At 42.3% G+C, this 22,913-nt stretch carries 20 protein-coding genes; 12 read left to right on the top strand and 8 right to left on the bottom strand.

From position 1 onward, the window contains the following. Positions 1-5 precede the first annotated feature (5 nt). Positions 6-197 carry a hypothetical protein gene (locus tag J0X14_RS02925; RefSeq protein WP_207096255.1) on the bottom strand — a complete coding sequence of 64 codons (192 nt, stop codon included), beginning with the start codon at positions 195-197 and terminating at the stop codon, positions 6-8. A 94-nt stretch (positions 198-291) separates the two neighbouring features. Here J0X14_RS02925 and J0X14_RS02920 point away from each other — a divergent pair, with 94 nt between their 5' ends. The 8 genes from J0X14_RS02920 to J0X14_RS02885 all read left to right on the top strand — a co-directional run bounded on the left by J0X14_RS02920 (position 292) and on the right by J0X14_RS02885 (position 8,804). Then, positions 292-516 carry a helix-turn-helix domain-containing protein gene (locus tag J0X14_RS02920; RefSeq protein ID WP_207096254.1) on the top strand — a complete coding sequence of 75 codons (225 nt, stop codon included), beginning with the start codon at positions 292-294 and terminating at the stop codon, positions 514-516. Between the two features lie 63 nt (positions 517-579). After that, positions 580-954 (top strand): hypothetical protein, encoded by a 375-nt coding sequence (locus J0X14_RS02915; RefSeq protein WP_207096253.1) that lies wholly within the window; start codon positions 580-582, stop codon positions 952-954. 177 nt (positions 955-1,131) lie between these two features. Next, a complete protein-coding gene (locus tag J0X14_RS02910) occupies positions 1,132-1,530 on the top strand; it encodes a hypothetical protein (protein WP_207096252.1) in 399 nt (132 codons plus the stop codon). A 215-nt stretch (positions 1,531-1,745) separates the two neighbouring features. Continuing rightward, positions 1,746-4,292, top strand: a complete 2,547-nt coding sequence (locus tag J0X14_RS02905) for a beta strand repeat-containing protein (RefSeq protein WP_207096251.1) — start codon at positions 1,746-1,748, stop codon at positions 4,290-4,292. Positions 4,293-4,366: 74 nt separating this feature from the next. Continuing rightward, a complete protein-coding gene (locus tag J0X14_RS02900; protein WP_207096250.1) occupies positions 4,367-4,879 on the top strand; it encodes a DUF3124 domain-containing protein in 513 nt (170 codons plus the stop codon). A 127-nt stretch (positions 4,880-5,006) separates the two neighbouring features. Continuing rightward, the gene (locus J0X14_RS02895; protein ID WP_207096249.1) at positions 5,007-6,368 is read left to right on the top strand and encodes a D-arabinono-1,4-lactone oxidase; all 1,362 of its coding nucleotides are present in this window, start codon (positions 5,007-5,009) and stop codon (positions 6,366-6,368) included. Positions 6,369-6,451: 83 nt separating this feature from the next. Beyond that, complete coding sequence (locus J0X14_RS02890) at positions 6,452-8,119, top strand: formate--tetrahydrofolate ligase (protein ID WP_207096248.1); 1,668 nt, start codon at positions 6,452-6,454, stop codon at positions 8,117-8,119. A 109-nt stretch (positions 8,120-8,228) separates the two neighbouring features. Continuing rightward, positions 8,229-8,804 (top strand): hypothetical protein, encoded by a 576-nt coding sequence (locus tag J0X14_RS02885; RefSeq protein ID WP_207096247.1) that lies wholly within the window; start codon positions 8,229-8,231, stop codon positions 8,802-8,804. Between the two features lie 5 nt (positions 8,805-8,809). Here the strand turns inward: J0X14_RS02885 and J0X14_RS02880 are convergent, their stop codons facing one another. Both J0X14_RS02880 and J0X14_RS02875 read right to left on the bottom strand, forming a co-directional pair. Then, a complete protein-coding gene (locus J0X14_RS02880; protein WP_207096246.1) occupies positions 8,810-10,354 on the bottom strand; it encodes a glycine--tRNA ligase in 1,545 nt (514 codons plus the stop codon). A 36-nt stretch (positions 10,355-10,390) separates the two neighbouring features. Further along, positions 10,391-11,287, bottom strand: a complete 897-nt coding sequence (locus tag J0X14_RS02875; protein WP_207096245.1) for a hypothetical protein — start codon at positions 11,285-11,287, stop codon at positions 10,391-10,393. 65 nt (positions 11,288-11,352) lie between these two features. Here J0X14_RS02875 and J0X14_RS02870 point away from each other — a divergent pair, with 65 nt between their 5' ends. Then, positions 11,353-12,024: a ComF family protein gene (locus J0X14_RS02870; RefSeq protein ID WP_317194411.1), complete on the top strand. Its 672-nt coding sequence runs from the start codon at positions 11,353-11,355 to the stop codon at positions 12,022-12,024. A gap of 69 nt (positions 12,025-12,093) precedes the next feature. After that, positions 12,094-13,716, top strand: a complete 1,623-nt coding sequence (locus J0X14_RS02865) for an Ig-like domain-containing protein (RefSeq protein ID WP_207096243.1) — start codon at positions 12,094-12,096, stop codon at positions 13,714-13,716. Here J0X14_RS02865 and J0X14_RS02860 read toward each other — a convergent pair. The 3 genes from J0X14_RS02860 to katG all read right to left on the bottom strand — a co-directional run bounded on the left by J0X14_RS02860 (position 13,700) and on the right by katG (position 17,276). Further along, positions 13,700-14,476 (bottom strand): amidohydrolase, encoded by a 777-nt coding sequence (locus J0X14_RS02860; protein WP_207096242.1) that lies wholly within the window; start codon positions 14,474-14,476, stop codon positions 13,700-13,702. The genes J0X14_RS02865 and J0X14_RS02860 overlap by 17 nt on opposite strands. Continuing rightward, entirely contained in the window at positions 14,473-14,952 is a 480-nt protein-coding gene (locus tag J0X14_RS02855; RefSeq protein WP_207096241.1) for an ankyrin repeat domain-containing protein, read from the bottom strand. The genes J0X14_RS02860 and J0X14_RS02855 overlap by 4 nt, the downstream gene beginning before the upstream one ends. A 104-nt stretch (positions 14,953-15,056) precedes the next feature. After that, positions 15,057-17,276 (bottom strand): catalase/peroxidase HPI, encoded by a 2,220-nt coding sequence (gene katG / locus J0X14_RS02850; RefSeq protein WP_410548697.1) that lies wholly within the window; start codon positions 17,274-17,276, stop codon positions 15,057-15,059. A gap of 264 nt (positions 17,277-17,540) precedes the next feature. Here katG and J0X14_RS02845 point away from each other — a divergent pair, with 264 nt between their 5' ends. Beyond that, entirely contained in the window at positions 17,541-18,146 is a 606-nt protein-coding gene (locus tag J0X14_RS02845) for a DinB family protein (protein ID WP_207096240.1), read from the top strand. A gap of 103 nt (positions 18,147-18,249) precedes the next feature. Then, on the top strand, positions 18,250-18,780 hold the full coding sequence (locus tag J0X14_RS02840; RefSeq protein WP_207096239.1) for a lipid-binding SYLF domain-containing protein: 531 nt from the start codon (positions 18,250-18,252) through the stop codon (positions 18,778-18,780). A gap of 5 nt (positions 18,781-18,785) precedes the next feature. On the opposite strand, the gene J0X14_RS02835 is transcribed toward J0X14_RS02840, so the two are convergent. Together J0X14_RS02835 and J0X14_RS02830 are read right to left on the bottom strand one after the other, a co-directional pair. Then, entirely contained in the window at positions 18,786-20,150 is a 1,365-nt protein-coding gene (locus J0X14_RS02835; protein WP_207096238.1) for a DUF5689 domain-containing protein, read from the bottom strand. An 11-nt stretch (positions 20,151-20,161) separates the two neighbouring features. Then, on the bottom strand, positions 20,162-22,903 hold the full coding sequence (locus J0X14_RS02830; protein ID WP_207096237.1) for a TonB-dependent receptor: 2,742 nt from the start codon (positions 22,901-22,903) through the stop codon (positions 20,162-20,164). Positions 22,904-22,913 lie beyond the last annotated feature (10 nt).

The following is a 22,913-nucleotide window of genomic DNA, read 5'->3' as shown; positions in this document are numbered from 1 at the left end:
TAAACCTACTTCCTAAAAACCCTCTTAATCCCCTTAAGTGTCGTCACCACATCCTGCACTTCAATCTGCTCAAAGACATCTAGTTCCAAGTAAAATAACATTTCCACGGCCAAATCTAGATAATGAGCCAGTGCTTCCGGTGTACCGTAGGTATCGGTAATCCAGTCTTGGAGTTGTGTGATTTGGGTTTCATCCATGTTTGGGACATTTATATCTAAAGATATAAAAAGATTTCAAAATAACCACTAATTAGTAGTTACTTATTGATAGTACTCTTGATTTCTTTACTTTATGGACAAATCCAAAGAGATTAAGAAGTTAGCTGAGCGTATCAAATCCTTACGACTTCAAAAGGGATATTCTAGTTATGAAAGTTTTGCCTACGACAATAGCATCCATCGGGCACAATATGGTCGTTACGAAACTGGAACCGATATGCAATACACCAGTCTGCTCAAAATTGCCCAAGCTTTTGACATGACCCTAGAGGAATTTTTCAGTGAGGGTTTCGATTAATTTAAACGTAGTCTGCGCAACCCATGGGCCATAACCACATCAGTACGGTAAAGACCTCAACCCATGAAACAAGTGATCCTCCTTCTTTGTGTCCTTGTGGGCCTTGTTGCCTGCTCCGATGAGGACTATGGCCCCGTCTACATCCGCCTGTCCAACGTGAGCGATTTTGATTTTGAGAACATCGTCGTTAGTCCCTATGGTGAACAAGAAAATTATGGCAATTTGGCCGCAGGGGAAATCTCAGGGTATAAAGAATTTGATAGGGCCTATAGCTATGGTTTTATAGAACTCACCATTGATGGGGAAACCTATACCATTCAACCCATAGATTATGTTGGGGAGACCCCGCTGGCCCAAGGCAACTATACCTATCAATTGGATGTCCCCGAGTTTCAAGGGCAATATGGGACTTTGAGCCTCACCTTGGTTGAAGACTGATTAAATTTCGATTCGTCACCCTGAATTCATTTCAGGGTCTTACCAATATTCGCCCAAGAATGTTACGCTTTAGGTAGGGCATTTGGCCTTTCATCAATTGATATCCAATAACCATCAATCTCCACCAATTCTCCAATATTTCATTATATACTTTAAGGGTCATAAAAAACGAAACGTATGATCAATCAAAAAAATAACGCGACGCTTTTAGTCTCCCTTTGTATTTTGACCATTATCGGTTCCATTTTTACCATGGCCCGGGCCTATTTTTATGAAATGGCCTCTATGATAGAGGGAAACAACTATTATGTTGGTGATTGGGTTTATGCAGACTCTGCTATTGGAACATTAATGGGTGCATTTTTTATGATTCAAAGAAAAAGAATCGGTCTTTATATCTACACCCTATTTCAATCTGTTTACATCAGTAGAGTTTTAATTACTACGTTGATGTTCAAAAATTTCATTAATGGATCGGACAAAATAACATATGGTTTTGCAACATTCTTTTTAATCCCCTCAATTATTTTTTTGATTTTGTATTGGACAAAACCTATTCGCAGTCAACTTAAATGATAACCAATTGTACAAGAGTGCATAACAAATGGTAGGTCAAAGAATAGAATACCCGATAAAGAAATTTGCTGAGAGGGTTTCGATTAAGGGTCCAAAAATTAGCTGTTAGGCTCTCATCTTTTTATATGCTTCCTATTTTTTTTAATAGGTTTGTGCAAATCAGGATCACTATCAGAAAAATCCTATTTTTAATTCAAACTATCAATCAACCTCTAATGAAAAAATTTGTCCCAATCCTCCTACTTGGTCTTGCTATTTACGCATGTAGTTCAAGCTCTGATGACCCCACACCTCCAGAAGAAACGCTATTAGCACCAACAGTTTCCACAACAGCGGTTACCGCAATTGAAGAAACAACAGCAGTAAGTGGAGGTAATATCACCGATGACGGAGGAGCCAATATCATTTCACGAGGAATTTGTTGGAGCACCAGCGCCAACCCAACCACTGCGGACAATATTACTTCCAACGGCACTGGAACGGGCAGTTTTACTAGCAATCTTACGGGCCTGGATGCCAACACCGAATATTACGTGCGGGCGTATGCCACCAATAGCGAAGGAACAGCGTATGGGGAGCAAGTCAGTTTTACGACTTTGGAAGAAGAATCCTTGTCCGCTCCAACGGTTTCAACCACGTCCATCACCGAAATAGGTGTGACCACAGCTGTAAGCGGAGGAAGTATTGTAACCAATGGCGGGAGTGAAATTATTTCCAAAGGAATCTGTTGGAGTGTTAATCCTGATCCTACCACAAATGACAATAGTACTTCTGAAGGAACAGGAGACGATAGCTTTACCAGCAATCTTACGGAACTGGATGCCAATACCGAATATTATGTACGGGCATATGCCACCAACAGTGAAGGAACAGCGTATGGAGAACAGGTTAGCTTTACTACGTTGGAAGAAGTATCCCTGACCACTCCTACGGTTTCAACTACATCTATCACCGAAATAGGTGTAACCACAGCTGTAAGCGGAGGAAGTATTGTAACCAATGGCGGCAGTGAAATCATTTCCAAAGGAATTTGCTGGAGCGTTAATCCTGACCCTACCATAAATGACAATAGTACTTCTGATGGAACAGGAGACGATAGTTTTATCAGCAATTTGACCGAACTGGAAGCCAGTACCGAATATTATGTACGGGCGTATGCCACCAATAGCGAAGGAACATCCTATGGGGAGCAACGCACTTTTACTACCTCTGAAGTTTCAAATGCCAATACAGTTTATGAGGGTGATCTTGTATTTACCAGTCAGCAGCAAATAGATGATTTTGGTGAAGAGGGTTATATTGGGGTAAATGGAAGCATTACCATTGGGAACCTTGCAAATGGGCAAACAGACATCACCAATTTGGATGGATTAAGCACCATAGAAACCGTGGCCTCCTTTTTGACCATTTTTGCAAACAATGCACCCCTTACCCAAATTGATGGCTTAGGCGATTTAAAAACTATTGGTGGAGACCTCACCGTGCAGTTCAATAATTCCCTTGCAAACCTTAATGGCTTTAGCAACCTAACCAGTATTGGGGGCAAGTTGTTTATTTCTGGTAACAATCTATTGGCCAATATTACAGGATTGACCAATGTGGAATCCATTGGGGGCAATATCGAAATTGTTCAAAATGATGCCTTGCTCAACTTGCAAGGCTTGGAAAAAATTACATTGGTCAATGGCATATTGGATATTTCAAATAACTCTGCCTTAACCAGTGTACAAGGGCTTGGTTCAGTCACCACAGTAAATGGTGACCTTAATCTATATTTTAATTCTGAACTGTCAGACATAAGTGCACTGACCAACCTAGAAACTATCGCCGGTGATTTTTATTTTTTCCAAAGCTATGCTTTAACGGAAATCACAGGTTTTGATAACCTAACCCATATTGGTGGCCTTTTCATTCTCAGGGGCAACGATGCATTGATTGAAGTTTCTGGATTTACCCTACTGGAATCTTTAGGAGGTATACAATTTGACAACAACAATGCCTTGGTCAGTTTAATAGGTTTTGGAAATTTAATATCGATTGAATTTGGAATTCAGGTTTTTGGCAATGAATCTTTGAGCAATATTGATGGGTTTAAAAACATACTCACCGTTGGGAGTGGCATTTATATCGCCAACACAAAACTAACTGATTTTTCAGGTTTAAGTCAATTAGACGAAGTTGGTGGGAATTTTGAGATAGATTCCAATTCAAATTTAACCTCTCTTACTGGTTTACTACAGTTGGATACTATTTCGGGAAGCTTTTTAATAACGAATAATCCTGCCTTAGAAAATACTTATGGTCTAGCAATTGATTCAATCATCGGAGACCTTATTATAAAAGACAATGTGTCTTTGGTAACCTTGAATGACTTTGATTATCTAAGTTCAATCTCTGGAAACCTCATAATAGAGGGTAATGAGTCTTTAGAAGTCTTGAGTACCCTTAATAATTTATTATTAATTGGTGGGGATTTGATTATTAGAGGGAATGATTTGCACAATAATATTTGGGCTTTTGATAGGTTAGACCGAATTAGCGGAAATCTAGTGATTGATGGCAATGAGGGATTACAAGAATTGGGTGGTTTTACAAACTTCAAGACTCTAGAAGGAGACTTGGAAATTACCAATAACACTTCTTTGTATGATTTTTGCTCCTTACAATTGTTAATGAACAATAATTTTTCGGGAACCTATAATGTAGAAGGTAATTTCTACAACCCTTCCCAAACAGATATTGCCAATGGCTTATGCAATTGATAACATAAGATCAAGCTATTTCTAAAAAGACTTAAAGTGCTATTCCGTATCTTAGTCAGACCTAATACTGCCCTATGCAAAAGTTGGTCCTGATCGTTTTGTCGCTCTTTATCCTTTCCTGCGCCGAAAAAACGCAAAAAGAGGTGAGTTCCATGCATCCAGTAAACTGGAATAACCGTATGACAACCCTTTCGGCCAGTGATTCTTTGGTTCAGGGCATCAGTTACCTTTCCGTCTATTCCCAAATCTATAGCGAAACAGAACACCGCACCCATAACCTTACGGGCACAATCAGCATGCGGAACACCAACCTTAGGGATACCATTTACATCCGCAAAGCGGAGTACTTTGATACCCGTGGCAATTCCATCCGCACCTATTTCAACAAACCCATCTACATCCAACCCATGGAAACTGTGGAAATTGTCATCGATGAAAAAGACCAATCTGGTGGAACAGGGGCCAATTTCTTGTTCCAATGGTCCATTAAGCCCAACATACACGAACCTTATTTTGAGGGCGTTATGATCTCCACTTCTGGGTCACAAGGACTTTCCTTTACCACCAAGGGTATTCGGGTGGAGTGACCTCACCAATGGATTCGGCTCACAATCTTCGCGATGAATGTTAGCCCCTAATTCCGTACCTTAGTAAAGGTTCCCTTCAGAGCACATGCGGGCGGCCTGCACATACAACTGAACAAACCTTTCCTCTATGAAACGTAAGCAATTCATTAAATCATCCTCCATGGCCGTGGCAGGCGGAATGTTACTGCCCAATCTCGCCTGTTTGGACAAGAAAAAAGAAACCGTGACCGCACAAGCTACTCCTCCTCGAACAAATTGGGCCGGTAATTATACCTACAAAGCCGAAAAATTATATGAGCCTACCTCCACCGAAGAGGTACAACAATTGGTAAAAGAATTGGGTCAGCAAAAGGCCTTGGGCTCCCGACACTGCTTTAACAACATTGCGGATAGTCCCAAAAATCAGATTTCCACCAAAAACCTGAACAGAGTGGTCAGTCTGGATACCGAAAACAAGACCATCACTGTGGAAAGTGGTGCTCGGTACGGGGATTTTAGTGAAGAACTTTATAAAAAGGGTTATGCACTTCATAATCTGGCCTCCTTACCCCATATTACGGTGGCAGGTGCCTGTTCTACAGGAACACATGGCTCTGGGGTCGCCAATGGCAATTTGGCCACTCCAGTAGTGGCTTTGGAACTGGTTACCCCAAGTGGTGAACTGGTGACCCTAGACCGCAACCATCCCGACTTTTATGGTATCGTGGTGGGATTGGGTGCTTTTGGCATAGTTACCAAGGTTACCTTGGAAATTCAAGAGGCTTTTGATGTTACCCAAAACATTTTTTTGGACTTGCCTTTAAGCGCCATGGTCGAAAATTTTGATGAAATCATGTCTGCCGGATATAGTGTAAGCCTATTTACGGATTGGATGGATGACAAAATCAGTGAGGTTTGGATAAAACGTCGGGTAGATGCAGAGCATGAAGCCTTGGGTGATGAATTTCATGAAGCTAAGGCCGCCACGGAAAATGTACATCCGATTGCCGCTCTTTCCGCGGAAGCCTGTTCAGAACAAATGGGTATTCCTGGGCCGTGGTATGACCGCTTGCCTCACTTTAAAATGGGCTTTACTCCAAGTGCTGGTGAAGAACTGCAGTCAGAATTCTTTATCCCCCGTGAAAATGCAGCGGAGGCTATCTTGGCATTGGAAAAAATGAAGAATGAGATCAATCCGCATTTGATGATTACAGAAGTGCGCACCATTGCTGCCGATGAATTTTGGATGAGTCCCTGTTACCATCAAGATTCTGTGGCCATTCACTTTACCTGGAAACAAAAACCAGCAGAAGTCATGGCGTTGCTCCCAAAAATTGAAGCAGCACTGGCTCCATTCAATGTAAAACCGCATTGGGGAAAATTGTTCACAGTAGACCCAAATACGCTGCATGAGCGGTACGAGAAATTCGGCGATTTCTTAGCCTTGGCCAAAAAATATGACCCTGAAGGAAAATTCAAGAATGACTATCTGGATTTGAACATTTACTAGGCAAATCTTGTCCGATTATGGTATATTGTAGGGTGGAACCCGAATCCTATTCGGGTTTTCAATGCTAACTCAACATACCACTTATGACCGATTTGCAAATTGCGAAGGAGGTTGAACTTCAACCCATTTCTGCTATTTCCGAAAAGTTTGGAATCCCTGCTGATGCCATTGAAATGTACGGGAAGTACAAAGCCAAACTCCCTTTAAAAGCGATTGATAAGGAAAAGGCCAAAAAGAGTCATCTTATCTTGGTTTCAGCCATTTCCCCAACTCCTGCCGGTGAGGGGAAGACCACCATGTCTATTGGACTTTCTGAAGGTTTGAATCGGTTGAAAAAGAAAACCACGGTGGTGCTTCGTGAACCTTCATTGGGGCCTGTTTTTGGAATAAAAGGAGGTGCGACTGGGGGTGGCTATTCCCAGGTATTGCCCATGGAGGACATCAATCTGCATTTTACAGGGGATTTTGCTGCCATAGAAAAAGCGCACAATCTTTTGGCCGCCATTATCGACAACAACATTCAAAGTAAAACCAATTCCTTGCTTTTGGATCCCCGTACCATTGGCTGGAAACGCGTAATGGACATGAATGATCGTTCCTTACGACATGTGATCGTGGGTTTGGGCGGAACCACTTCGGGTGTTCCTCGGGAAACCGGTTTTGATATTACTGCCGCTTCAGAAATCATGGCCATTCTCTGCTTGGCCGAAAACCTCAGTGATTTAAAAGCGCGATTAGGGAACATTTTCGTGGGCTATACTTTTGATAAAAAACCCATTTACGCTAAGGACTTAAAAGCGGAAGGGGCTATGGCCGCTTTGCTGAAAGATGCCATTAAGCCCAATTTGGTGCAGACCATTGAGGGGAATCCGGCCATCATTCATGGTGGTCCATTTGCCAATATTGCCCAAGGCACCAATACAGTTATTGCCACTTTAATGGGGATGTCGCACTCCGAATACACGGTCACCGAAGCGGGTTTTGGATTTGACCTTGGGGCCGAAAAATTCTTCGACATCAAGTGCCAAAGTGCTGAATTAAAACCAAAGGCTGTGGTGCTTACTACCACTATCCGTGCTCTAAAATATCACGGGGGAGCGGATTTAAAATCGTTGACCATCCCAGATGTAGAAACCTTGAAAAAAGGACTGCCCAATCTGGAAAAACATTTGGAAAACATTGCCAAATTCCAAGTAGTTCCCGTGATTTCCATTAACAAGTTTACTTCTGATACCGAAGAAGAAATTCAGGTGATCAAGGATTTGGCCGCTTCCAAAGGTATTCGCGTAGCGGTGGCCGATGTGTGGGCAAAAGGTGGGGAAGGTGCCTTGGATTTGGCTCAAAAGGTGATTGATGTGGTAGAGTCCAACGCCTCAAACTTTAAACCACTGTACGATTGGAATTCCAGTGTCACCGATAAAATTGCCACTATCGCCACCGAAATCTACGGAGCTGAGTATGTGGATTACACGGCTAGAGCCAAAGCCAACCTTCGGAAAATTGCTGACTTGGGATTGGAGCAGCTACCCGTTTGTATTGCGAAGACCCAAAAGTCATTATCGGACAATCCAGCATTGTTGGGAAGGCCCAAGGATTTTATCATTACGGTACGGGAGATTGAAATTGCGGTTGGTGCTGGGTTTTTGATCCCCATTACAGGTGACATTATGCGAATGCCCGGATTGCCAGCGCATCCCGCCTCGGAAAATATCGACATAAATGATGATGGGGAAATTACTGGCCTGTTCTAGTTTTTTCTAATTGATTTTTGGTTTTGTCAAACCACAGCTACCATCCATAAATTTACCCATAGCCTTTTTCTTCTTTGGTTCTATTTTCCCATCCAAGAAAATTCGGCACATGGCAAATCTCAAAATTCATTATTTAAAACTGGCAAACCTTTTTGAAGGATACATCCCTATTTTCCCAACTTTGCGTTTTGACATCAAAGGAGACCATAACCATTTTACCCTAAAAAAGGTCCATGGCTACCCTTACCTCTATGCGGGTTTATTTGGGGTGTTGTTCATCATTCCATCCCTTATTATGATTCCTTCAGATTTTAAAAGTCTTCGGTTTTGGTTGGTAGAACTTTTTATCTTGGGTATTGCAGGGATAGTTTTTTGGTTTTTTGTAGCCTCCAGAAGTATCACAATAAATACCGTTGAAAAAATCATAGTCTTTGAAAGAAACAACATTTTTAAAAAGCCCGTTTCCGAACAACTTTGGATACAGTTCGATGAATTCAAAAAACTTATCTCAGAAACAAAATCCAAAACCATAAACAAATTTGGCCAAAAAGCAGTGTATCAGGGTATTTATATCCTATATAATGACCAAAAAGAGTTTTTGTTTGACCTTCCCAGCAATTTTCAACTAGGTGATAGCCATACCTCTTTCATTCAATGCATGGAAGCAATTGTAAAAAATGAATGAAAAATCTACTGGATTTTCTGCAGCCAGTAACGCATATCCACTTCTTTGGCGATGATGTCTTTGACCTCGGGCAGTTTCACGCGTTTTTGGTCCATGGTATCCCTATGTCGAATGGTAACCGTATCGTCTTCCAAGGTTTGGTGGTCAACAGTGACACAGAATGGCGTTCCTGCAGCATCCTGACGACGGTAACGACGCCCAACGGCATCCTTTTCATCGTAATCCACATTGAAATCCCATTTCAACTCATCTACCAACTTTTGGGCCACTTCGGGAAGTCCATCCCGTTTGAGCAATGGCAATACTGCAACTTTATTGGGGGCCAAAACAGCTGGAATTTTCAAAACGGTACGTGTTGTTCCATTTTCCAACTCCTCTTCTTGTAGTGAATTGGAGAACACTGCCAAAAACATACGATCTAGACCAATGGAAGTTTCCAACACATAAGGCACATAGCTTTCGTTCAACTCCGGGTCGAAGTACTGCAATTTTTTTCCAGAATATTTTTCGTGGTTGCCCAAGTCAAAATCGGTACGGGAGTGGATGCCTTCCAATTCCTTAAATCCAAACGGAAACTTAAACTCAATGTCGGCTGCCGCATCGGCATAGTGGGCCAATTTTTCATGGTCATGGAAGCGATAGTTATCCTCGCCCAATCCCAAAGAAAGGTGCCATTTCAATCGCTTTTCCTTCCACGCTTCGTACCATTCCATTTGGGTGCCGGGTTTGATGAAATATTGCATTTCCATCTGTTCAAACTCCCGCATACGGAAGATGAATTGGCGGGCCACAATCTCGTTACGGAAGGCTTTGCCGGTTTGTGCAATTCCAAATGGAATCTTCATCCTTCCCGTTTTCTGAACATTCAGAAAGTTGACAAAGATACCTTGTGCGGTTTCAGGGCGAAGGTATAAATCCATGGCACTATCGGCAGAAGCGCCCAATTTGGTACCAAACATGAGGTTGAACTGCTTCACATCCGTCCAATTTTTTGAACCGGAAACAGGACAAACGATCTCCAACTCCTCGATTAAAGCCTTAACATCAGCCAAATCCTCTTTTTCCAAGGATTTCCCCATACGTTTGAGGATTTCATCAGCCTTGGCCTGATAATCCACAACACGCTGGTTGGTGGAAAGAAATTGCTCCTTATCAAAACTATCCCCAAAGCGCTTTTCAGCCTTGGCGACCTCCTTTTCAATTTTGGCTTCGATTTTGGCCACATGATCCTCAATCAAAACATCAGCACGGTATCTCTTTTTGGAATCCTTGTTGTCTATCAACGGATCATTGAAAGCATCCACGTGGCCAGAAGCCTTCCAAGTGGTAGGATGCATAAAAATGGCGGCATCGATGCCCACAATGTTCTCATTGAGCTGCACCATGGCCTTCCACCAATATTCTCGAATATTTTTCTTTAGCTCGGCACCGTTCTGTCCATAGTCATATACTGCACTGAGTCCGTCATAAATCTCACTGGATTGGAACACGTACCCGTATTCCTTTGCGTGGGAGATAACCTTCTTAAAAATGTCTTCCTGATTTGCCATTGGGCAAAAATAGAATTTTACCCAAAAAGAAGTATGCTATTTCAGCTGAAATTCTGTGGAAGCGAGCAATCTTTCGTCCTCAAAAACATTAAGGGTGTAAATTCCTTCCGGCAAGGAACCTTCGGGAACCGTAATGGCATCACAAATACTGATTTCCTTTCCGGTGTACACAATTTCCACTTTTTTGCTGTAGGTGTTGCCACTCACTGAAACGGTATTCGCATTATCCTCGATAACGGCCATGTTCGGGTCCAAAAATTGAAGATAGAGCACTTTTACATCCCCTCTTTCACTGGCATCGCTTAAAACGGTAACACAACCTCTCAGTTTTTCTATGGTTGAGGCTTTGTTGGTCTTAATAGGTCTTCCGGCGCGCAATCGGAATCCACTACCTTCCGCATCTTGTAGTTTTAGGTAGCTTTTGATGCGGAGTTCCCTGGTCAATTCCCTGTTGGTTTCCCTAAGCAGGGACTCGGTTTGCTCCATGGAACTGGCCTGGCCCCTGAGTTCTTCAAGTTGTTTACGGGTCTCCTCGTAACGACTTGCCATTAAGCTGTTGTTATATCGAAGGAAATTGTTTTTAAGTTTTAAGCTATCAAACCGGATTTCAAGTTTTCGAAGTTCTTTTCGGGTCTCCTTCAGTTTGGTGATGCTGAAGTTCAACCTTCCTACAGAATCCAATAATTGTTGCACCCTGAACCGTGAAGTCTGTAATTCAATCTCATTGACCTCATTGAGCCCTGACAAACGATCTACTTCGGCCTTCATCAAAGTAAGATCTTTGACCAAAATGGATTTTTCATCCTCCAAAAACGACATTTGGTTCTTAGACTGCGCATAGCTGTAATAAAAAGCTATGAGAATACCCACAATGACCGCAACAAGTGCAGCAAAGATAATCTTGTAGTTGAAATTGTTATCTTGGGGGTTCATGGATTAACAGACTACTCTAACGCATATACGATTTGATACCAAAAAGGTTGGCTAAGATACTAAACGTGATTAACAACATCCTATTGCCACAGGTATGTTTTGGATGTAATGCCCAATTATTTAGGGGAGAACACATTTTGTGTGCCGTTTGTCGACATGAGATGCCACTCACCGATCATAACTTTCTGGAAGAAAACGCTGTAGACCGTATATTTTATGGGAGAATTCCTATAAAAAAGGGCGCTTCCTTCGTTTTTTTCTCAAAAAATGGCATGGTAAAAAATTTGTTGCACTGGTTAAAATATAAAAATCAGGAGCAAATTGGAGGCTTTTTTGGGGATTGGTGCGGTGCTCTTTTGAAACAAAATGGGAGTCTTAAAAAAGTTGATATCGTTGTGCCTGTTCCCCTGCATCGCAAAAAACTGAAAAAACGGGGTTATAACCAAGTAGCTTTGTTTGCCCAAAAAATTGCTGCATCCATTGGGGCAGAGTATCAGGATGATTTACTTATAAAGACCATCAACACAAAAACCCAGACCAAAAAAGATCGGCAATTGCGTTGGGAAAACTCCAAAGAGGCCTTTCAACTCAATTCCAAAATCAAAACCTCCTTTAAGCATGTACTTTTAGTGGACGATGTCATCACAACCGGAGCCACCATAGAGTCCTGTACCAAGGTGCTCTTGCAGCTTAAAAACGTCCGCGTATCCGTGCTGAGTATGGCTGTTGTGCCCTAGGGTTAAAATTTGTGAATCCTTGGGGCAGGTTTTTAAATTAGTTGTTTCTTTGTCCCATTGGTTTTGAGCATGGCGTACATCAAAAAAATATTGGGCTTATTGTTTTTTACCTTTATGGTTCTCGCCCTTTGGCAGTGCGCCAAAAGATCTGGTTCCCCCTCAGGTGGGCCAAAAGACTTGACTCCACCAGAACTGACCCGCGCCGAACCCGAAAATTTCTCAATCAATTTTAAAGCTGAAAAAATACGGCTCTATTTTGATGAACTCATCAAATTGGAAGATGTACAACAGCAATTGGTAGTCTCTCCTCCTTTAAAATATCAACCTGAAATAACCCCGCAGGGCGGCCCTCGAAAATATATTGAAATCACTTTAAAGGACACCTTGAGGGAAAACACTACCTACACCATTAATTTTGGGCAAAGCCTTGTGGACAATAATGAAGGAAATCCCAATAGCTTTTTAACCTATGTGTTTTCTACAGGGGATTATATTGATTCTTTGACCTTAAATGGTGCGGTAAAAGATGCCTTTAATAGAAAAGCTGATGAGTTTGTGAGCGTGATGCTCTATGAAATTGACACAGCTTATACCGATTCTACAGTGTACAAAAGCCTTCCCAATTATATTGCCAACACGGGAGACAGTCTCCCCTTTTTTCAACTGAGGAATTTAAAAGCCGGAAAATATGCCCTGTTTGGGATCAAGGATGAAAACAAAAACAATAAGTTTGACCAACGGTTAGATAAAATTGGGTTTCTTGAAGATACCATAACACTGCCCACGGACTCGATTTATTTGCTAAATCTGTTTAAAGAATTGCCAGATTACAGTATTTCCGTACCTAGCTATGTGGCTAAAAATCGCATTATTTTTGGATATCAGGGAGATTACCGGGATATCGAAATTGAAACTTTGACCGAGCTTCCAGACTCGGTAGAAACCCTAATCCGAAAGGATCGGGAGAAAGACACCTTGAATTATTGGATCACACCCACAGATTTGGACTCCATTATCTTTACCGTGACCAATACAAAATTGGAAATGATCGATACCTTCACGGTAAAAACTCGAAAATTACCTTTGGATTCACTCACCTTGAGCAATGGCCTCAGGGGCAAATTTAATTTTGAGGACAATTTCAATGTTTTGGCCAATACCCCCATTGCTTCTGTGGATACTACTAGAATCGGACTTGTGGTGAACGATTCCTTGCTGGCTTCCTATAGCTATTCATTGGATTCATTGGAAAACAAGATTGAGTTTGATTTTGATGCCGAGCCCAACCAAAAGTATAGGTTTGCCTTCCTGCCAGGAGCGGTAACCGATTTCTTCGGGATACAAAATGATACGCTGGACTACAATATTACAACCGGAAGCTATGCTGACTTTGGAAATTTACGGTTCAACCTTGGTGGAGCGGTTCAGTATCCTCTGGTATTGCAACTCCTAACGGAGAGAGAAGAAGTTAAACGTGAAATTGCAGCTACTGAACCTCAAACTTTTGAGTTAAATAACCTTGACCCTGGCAATTATATTGTTCGCGTAATCTTTGACGAGAATGGCAATGGTAAATGGGACACAGGAAACTACCTCAAAAAAATACAGCCCGAAAAAATCAGCTATTATCCGGATGTAATTGAAGTGCGTGCCAATTGGGAAATGGAACAAACTTTTATCCTAACAGAGTAAACTGGTCCCTGTCTTCCAAAAATCGTAGCTTGCCTCGGGTGGTCTCAATATGCTTTTTCTCCAGAGTTGCATATAAAATTTCCTCTTTTTCAGAGTATGCCAATTTTTTACCCAGGGTATCGTACACGGCTGAATGCCCAGAATATTCATGTTCCAGAGCATCCATTCCTGTCCTGTTAACTCCAATGGTATAGGCCATATTTTCAATAGCTCTAGCCTGTAGCAAGGTATCCCAAGCCGAAATCCTGGGTTTGGGCCAATTGGCCACATAGATCAGGGCATCATAGTCTTCCACATTTCTGGACCAGACCGGAAATCGGAGGTCATAGCAGATCATGGGACAAATTTTAAAGCCTTTATACTCCACAAATAGTTTTTGAGTACCTGCTTCATAGACCAAATCTTCCCCAGCCAAACTAAAGGTGTGTTTTTTATCATAGGCCTTTACATCGCCATTGGGCAAAACAAAAAACAGTCGGTTGTAGTATCTGTTGTCCTCATGATAAACAATACTTCCTGCCAAGGCAAGCTGTTTTTGCTTGGCCAACTTTTGCATCCAAGCCACGGTAACATTTCCTTCGGGATGTGCAATGTTCTGGGGCTCCATGGTAAAGCCTGTGGTAAACATTTCTGGAAGGACGATCAAATCCACCTCATCCGGAACTGAAGTAATCTTTTGTTGAAACATCTCCCTGTTCCCCAAAGGGTCTTCCCAGTGCAACGGAGATTGAACAAGTGCTATGTTGAGGGTTGATTTCATCTATTTCTTTTCAATAATTCCACCAAGGGCTGCATCCCCTGTTCTTGAGCATAATCCAAAGCGGAATTGCCTCTTGCATCCTTTATGGAAACATTAGCATCATGCTCCATTAACAGTTCTGCAATTTCTTGCCGGTTAAAAGTGACGGCATAAATAAGGCACGTGGAGCCCATGGCATTGATGTGGTTTACATTGGCCCCCGCATTAATCAATTGCTCTGCGATTTTGGTATATCCTTTAAAGCAAACTCCCATCAAAGCCGTATTTCCCGAGCCGTCCTTGGCATCAACCTTTGCCCCACTCTTCAACAAGAGTTCTACCAATGCATCATGACCATAATACGCTGCCAACAGCAAAGGTGTAGACCCCCTTTGGTCTTTACATTCCAATACTTTAGGGTCAGTATCCAAAAGTTTTTCCACCGATTCTATATTACCATTCCGTATATGGTTGAATAAATTATCCGTATTGTTCATCTATATGTGTGGAAGTTATAAAAAAACTGCCACAACCTTTGGGGGATGCGGCAGCTTATCAAATTAATTTCCTTTTTCTTAATATACTATAGAAATGTTTTTTTCTAATTCAGGTCAAAGCGATCTAAGTTCATGACCTTCGTCCATGCGGCAACAAAGTCGGCAACAAACTTTTGCTTACCATCTTCAGAAGCATACACTTCAGCCAAGGCCCTCAAAATGGAATTTGAACCAAATACCAAGTCCACTCGAGTACCACTCCATTTAAAATCACCTGTTTTACGATCAACCCCTTCATATAGGGATTTTTCTTCATTGGCAGCTTTCCATTCGGTAGACATGTCGAGTAAGTTGGCAAAGAAATCGTTGCTCAATACACCGATGTTATCTGTAAACACCCCATGTCTTGAACCATCAAAATTGGCGCCAAGTACACGTAAACCACCTACAAGAGCGGTCATTTCAGGGGTAGTAAGCGTCAATAATTGAGCTTTATCCACCAACAAATGCTCCGCAGGTACTTTTATCCCATCCACCACATAATTTCTAAATCCATCATAAGGTGTGTTCAAAAAGTCAACAGAATCAACCTCTGTCTGTGCTTGAGTTGCATCGTTACGACCAGGAGTGAATGGAACTTCGGTTGGCACACCAGCATCGCTAGCCGCTTTTTCAACCGCTGCACTACCTGCCAAAACAATCATATCTGCCAAGGAGATTTTTTTACCTCCACTAGTATTGCTATTGAATTCATCCTTAATTCCTTCAAGAACAGCAATAGTTTTATCGGTTCCTTTGTTTACTTCCCAACTTTTCATTGGCTCCAAGTTGATACGTGCACCGTTCGCACCACCACGCTTATCACCACCACGGAAGGTAGCTGCAGATGACCAAGCTGTATACACCAAATCAGAAACGGAAAGACCAGAATCCAATATTTTAGCTTTTAATGCCGCAACATCAGAAGCATCAACCAAAGAATAATCCACTGCTGGAATTGGGTCTTGCCAAATCAACTCTTCTTTAGGAACTTCTGGTCCCAAATAACGGGAAACAGGTCCCATATCACGGTGTGTCAACTTAAACCATGCCCGTGCGTAAGCTTCGGCAAAGGCTTGTGGATCATTATAAAATTTACGTGAAATTTTCTCGTAGGCAGGATCAAAACGCAACGAAAGATCTGTAGTCAACATCGTTGGTTTTCTGTTAGGCCCACCAAAAGGATCAGGGATGATAGCCTCAGCATTTGAAGCTACCCATTGGTGTGCCCCTGCTGGAGATTTAGTCAATTCCCACTCATATTCGAACAAAAACTTAAAGAAATCGTTGCTCCATTGTACTGGTGTTGACGTCCAAATCACCTCCAATCCAGAAGTAAAGGCATCTGAACCTTTTCCTGTACCATTTTTATTTTCCCATCCAAAGCCTTGTGATGCCAAATCTGCTGCTTCTGGATCTGCATCCATCATTACTTTTTCGCCATCTCCATTCCCATGTGTTTTACCAATGGTGTGACCACCAGCAATCAATGCAACGGTTTCTTCATCATTCATCGCCATTCGCTCAAAAGTTTCGCGAATGTCGTGTGCTGCCGCTACTGGGTCAGGGTTACCATCCGGTCCTTCTGGGTTTACGTAAATCAATCCCATTTGCACTGCTGCCAATGGATTCTCGATCTCACGTTCTTCCTTGTTGTGCGAATAACGACTGTTTGGTGTATCACTTGTAGCCAACCATTCGGTTTCGTTACCCCAATATACGTCTTGGTCCGGTTCCCAAACATCTTCACGACCGCCTGCAAAACCAAAAGTGCGGAACCCTGCTGATTCCAAGGCCACGTTTCCGGCCAAAATCATAAGGTCTGCCCAAGAAATTTTCTGACCATATTTTTGTTTGATAGGCCATAACAAGCGACGGGCTTTATCCAAACTTACGTTGTCTGGCCACGAATTAAGAGGGGCAAAACGTTGTTGACCACGGCCACCACCTCCACGACCATCTTGAACACGATAGGTTCCTGCGCTGTGCCATGCCATACGGATAAACAAACCAGCATAGCTGCCAAAGTCGGCAGGCCACCAGTCTTGTGAATCGGTCATAACATCCAAAAGATCTTTTTTAAGTGCTCCGTAATCCAGCTTTTTAAACTCTTCGGCATAGTTGAAATCCTCACCCAGTGGGTTCGATTTTTCAGAATGCTGGCTCAAAAGTTCCAACTTAAGTCGATTGGGCCACCAATCTTCATTTTGTGTACCTCCACCGGCCACTTCACTCAAAAATGGGCATTGACTTGCATCTGCCCCATTTGCCATTTCTTTACTCATGATTGTATGTTGTTTTAATTAAATCTTTTGCCACCCTAAATTTACAAAATTGCTTGTCGGAATCATAGATAATTGATATTAAAATACTATAAAATCATAGATTTATCTTATTTTAATTTGAAATGGGATAGATTTTTCCTTTTGTGCAAAGTGACCCCTAATTTGGCATATTTACCCCCCAAAAGGGTGTTTATTTGCGTTATCTTTATCATGGGCTATTTTCAACCCAAGAAACACTATCAAACAACTTAAAACACACAACAAATGAAAAAATTTATGCTGCCCATGGTAGCCTTGGTGCTTTTCAGTTTTAATACAGACACCACCAAGCTTACTAAAGAAGAACGCCAAATGGTGAACAAACACTTGACCGAAACCAGAGATCACATGCTAAATGTTCTGGATGATTTAACCGATGAGCAATTGAACTTTAAACCTGATGCTGCCACTTGGTCCATCGCTGAAGTTGTGGAACACCTTGCCATCATTGAAAACACCTTTGGGGGCATGGTCCACAAAACCGTTGCTGATGGTCCCAATCCTGCGTTGAAGGACTCCTTGGTTTTTAAAGATGAACAAATTATGCCCATGATAACCGATCGGAGCAACAAAGTAAAAACTTCCGAGCCTTTTGAGCCCAGTGGCAAATTTGGCTCTTATGAGGAAACGCTACAGGCGTTTTTAGAGAAACGCAGTGAACTCATCGACTATGTAAAAACCACAGATGACGATCTTAGGAACAGGTACAACAAAGACCTTCCTTTTGGTGCGGTTGATGGAGTTCAACTCATTGTTTTTACCGCCGCACACACCGAACGCCATGTGCTACAAATGGAAGAGGTAATGGCCAACGCCAATTTTCCTGAATAAATGGCCTAATCCTAAGGTTTAATTAACATTAATTGGCAAACCCTTTCCATTTTGGAAGGGGTTTGTTTTTTAACTTTGAGAAACACTATAAAACAAGAACACTATGAAAGTTTTAAAATCAATTGTACTGGTGGCATTGGTAGCTTTTACCACCAGTGTTTTCGCCCAGAATAAAAAAGATGAAAAAATAATGGCCGACGCCCAAAAGGCAAAGCAAACGCTTTTGGATACCGATTCCGGATTGGAGAATTTCTTTGACAACTCTGCAGGCTATGTCATTTTTCCCAATGTTGGGAAAGGTGGTTTTATCATTGGAGGCGCCTCTGGAAATGGCGTTGTTTACGAAGGTGGGGGAGCTGTAGGTATGGCCGACCTTAAAAAGTTGAACATTGGTCTGCAAGCCGGTGGACAGGCCATTATAGAGGTCATCTTTTTTGAAACCCCTGTGGATCTACAGCGGTTTAAGGAAGAAAAGTTCCAGTTTGCCGCGGAAACTTCCGCCGTTGCCCTTAAATCTGGTATTGCCTTTAATGCCAAATATAAAGATGGTGTAGCCGTTTTTGCATTGCCTAAAGCTGGTCTTATGGCCGATGCTTCTGTGGGTGGACAAAAATTTGGGTATAAGCCCTTCTAAAAAAATTAATCCCTGGTCCCTGGGGAAAAATCCTCGGGGGCATTTTGGGGTTGTTGTATGGTTCCTGCATCACCGGAATCGTTGTACATAATCCATTCGGAAAAGGTGTAGACCGGGTTACCTTCAACTACGTTTGGATTGCGAATGGTACGCCCGTCTTCAAATTCATGGTTGGTACCAGAGCCGTCTTCGCCAATTACGCCAAACATATCGATGACTTTACCAAATGGATCTACCAATTCCAGATTATCATCTCCATTGGAATCGGCAGGGCTATTGGTGGAAACCCCCAAATCTGGAGGAAATCCATAGACCAACTCAAATTCTTCTGCATTGGGCGATATGACCAACGTACTTTGAGCCCCAATGATGAAACCAGACAAATCAATCGCAGAGCTTACTTCAGTATTGTCGTTCGTATACCGCCGCAGCGTCCAGAGATTCAAATCGAGAGGTTCTGCTGCCGAATTGTAGAGTTCCACAAACCGAGCACTTGAATTGTTATCTGGATCAGCCAGTTCTGAAATAAAAATTTGGGTGGATGTAAACTCGGTAATGATCTCGGGGCATCTGTCATTGGAAAAATCAAGGTCTTCCAGCCCCCGAATCACCAATTGCCGATTTTTTCCATCTTTAATTAAAACACCGGTCACCGATCCATTATTTTCTGGAAGCAATTCAGCTTGAAAATCAGCATAACCACTGTTCAGCATCACTATTTCATTTTCAGCACAGTCCTTCAACCTTCGTTCTGTTTCTTCTGTGGCAATGGCATAAAATTCTCCCAATTCCTCTTCCACAAATTCCAAACTATCTATTTGGACCAAGGTATTCCAAGGAGCATTTTCTATTTCGGGTATTGTGGTTTTAACAGGCTGAACCATACTACTTTCATCACAAGCTAAAAAAATATGCTCTAGCACCTTCAAGCCCGGCAATCGACCTACGGAAATATTGCCAAAAGAGGTAAATGTGCCTCCCAACTTCACATTATCTCCACTTTTTCCCAAATACAAGTCTTTTAATTTCACGAAAACTTTGTGCCCTTCTGGATAAAACAAATGGGATTCCCGATAATCAATTTCAACCTGGATGCCCATGGTTGGATTTTCTGGAGCGTCCTGTAGATACAGTACATTGAAAAAGTTCCCGGCTTTGTCCGAAGAAATCACATACCCCTCCAATACCAAATCACCATGAATTTGTATCACCTCATCCTCAACCATTGCATCCAAGTCGGCAAAGCTTAGGTTGGATTCCAAGGTTGCATCACATTGGGTTTTGAGCGTGTCAAAATCCACATTGCCCACACAAGATGCGACCAAAATCAGACTAAAAAGACATGCTCCGATAGCTATTTGTTTTCTCATAATTTGTTTGCTTAAAAACTGATTGCCAGATTCAAAAAATAGGTTCTTCCATAGCTGTACCAATATTTTGGTGCGAAGGACGGGGTACCACTCAAATTGTCTTTTTGCAATTGTCCAAAATTGCCGTTACGGCTTTGTTCATAACCACCAGTCCTAAAAACCGAATCGAAAAGATTGTTGATGCTGACAAAAGCACTGATATATTTTTTGCCCCATAACCATGATTTTCCACCAATGAGGTTGAGCAGGTAGATATCATCCAAGGGTTTTTGTCTTAGTAGCTTATCAACATTTTCATCAGTGGCATTAGGGAAACGTTCGCCGGTGTCCGGGTCTAACAGAAAGCTTGGCGTGCGTGTGATGGTGGACAGATTAGCATAATTATTGGTAAGGTAATTGGTTGTAGCCCCGACCCACCAATACTTCGGCGCCCTATATGACACCCCCAAAGCCAATGCGGTTTGTGGGCCTTGCGCCAATTTGAGCTCTTTCAGTTTGGCTATGCCCAAATCTATAGTCCCTTCGGGATCAATGAGTTCTTCTTCTGCTCCGGCCGTATCAAAATTTATCTGTACAAAAGGGTCACTGGCATATACGTAATGACCAAAGTTTCCAACGGCGGTTATTTTTACGCTAGATGAGGCTTCATACTCCAATCCAAACTCTATCCCTTTATGCAGCTGATCCAAACCAGTGATGACCTCCTGTACGAAGTCCGAACCCAGTCCTGAGTCCACAAAAAAGAAGTTGATGTCGGTCAAGTTTTGAAAACGGGTGTAGAACGCACTGATTCGCCCCGTAACATCGGGCAATCTGATGAAGTAATTCAAATCTACCGTGGTCACCACCTCTTTCTGGATATCGGGAACAACCGCATTGTTCTCCCTTGGGTTGATAAAGGTGTTCTGAAGTGTGGGCGCCCGTTCTATTTTTGCGCCGTTAAGCGTAAACCAATGCCTTCCCGTTATAAAATAGCTTAGGCCACCCTTTAGCCCAATAGAGGAAAAAGACATCTTTTCACTCGGCCCGAACGAATTTTCCAAAAAGCGTTCGTTGGCAAACAGCCCATTTCGTTGCACTGCAAAGCTGGTCATGGAAGCCGAAGCAAATCCACTCCATTTTTTTGCTGATACAGAGGCTTGTCCAAAAACCTCAAATTGGGATGCATCCAAAGTGTAATGGTAATTGAACATGTCCCCTTCCATTTTCTCCAAGCTTTCATTGCTATCGTTCAAGGTGTTGGAAAACGCATCAATATCCTCATGAAAGGTGGCCCCCAACAAATCTTGGATTTCTGCATAATTGTCCGAAGACATTTTTCTATAATTCCCACCCAGACCCAAGTTGATCATCTCATTAAAATTGTAGTCCAAACTGGTTGAAAAGGTCATCTGATTGTCGCTGGCAACATCATTATAAAGCACATAGGCCGCTTTGCCATTAGTATTAGGATTGGCATTGGCGGTATAGAGCTGTTCCCAATCCATTTGGGGGTTGTCCAAAAGAGCTTCCTTGGCCAGATTTGCATTTATAAAATCCGCCCCAATGGAACTATTGATGTGGTAACTGGGCAAATATCGGTAGTAGGTAGGGTCTGGATTAGGAGCATTAAAATAGCCCAATCGGCTTCTTGCATTGGAGCCAAATTGATAGGCCACACCCAAGTTCCAGTCCAATTTATCCAGTTTCAACCTATAGTTCAATAGAAATAGGGGCTCAAAAATATCCCGCTCCCTTGAATTTCGAATTCGTCCATCTTGAGTGCCCCAATACGGATTATACTGATTCCCCATGAGCGCGAAGGCCTCTTCCGTAAGTGCGGAGGAGCGCCCTCTTCGGTTTCGTGCCAGAATAGAGGTAAACATGATGCTGTTCTGTGGGTTGAATTGATATTCCAGTGCTCCGAAAAAGGAATATGCATCATACAAAGTGCCCTCAACATAACCCTCTTTGGCCCATCGTCTTGAAGCTGAAAAGGTATAGGCAAAACCATTTTTCCCCAATCCGGAATTATAGGTGGCCATCAGCCTACCTCTGTACGTTCTGTTGGATGCGGAACTGGACAAACGAATGCCCGGCCGCATCCCAGATGGGCTTGTATCAATATTTGTTGTGCCCAAAATTCCACCAAAGGCATACGGGTTCTCGGTCAACCCGTAGGTATATTCTTGGTTTCTGACCACATCATTGAGCCCGCCCCAATTATTCCACTGGGGTCGACCGTCAAAAAATTTGTTCATGGGAATGCCATTGATCAAGACGTTACCGTTTCGAGAATCGTACCCTCGGACCTTAAAAAAGGCCTGACCAAAATCAAAAGCAGCCCTATTCAGGAATATATCCTTTGTGGACTGCAACAGTCCCAAAGTGCCCGAAACGGTTTCTCCATCATCCAAAAGATCACCATCAGTAAGGGTTATCAAATTATCTGTCTTTTCCCTTTCAATGTCTCTTTCCAATACAATCTCTCCTAAGTCAATGGTTTCACCAGATAGGAATACTGAAAATCGTTTTGAAATAAAATCAGGAGCAGAAATAATTAACAAAACCTCTTCAGAATCTTGAGGAGTAATCTCAAAGTTCCCAGATTCATCGGAAAAAAATTCTTGTGAAAAGCCTTTAATGGTAATACTGGCTTTATAAATAGGCGCATTGGTTCCCCTTTCTTGCACACGCCCTGTAATGGTAGTACCCTGTTGCCCATATTGCATAGTAGACCAACAAAATACAGCCAAGAACATAGCTGTTCTCATAGCTTATGAG

The sequence above is a fragment of the Allomuricauda sp. CAU 1633 genome (assembly GCF_017313225.1).
Lineage (GTDB): Bacteria > Bacteroidota > Bacteroidia > Flavobacteriales > Flavobacteriaceae > Flagellimonas.
The sequence above is the reverse complement of the archived record's forward strand: the minus strand, read 5'-3'. Positions and strand labels throughout refer to the sequence as shown.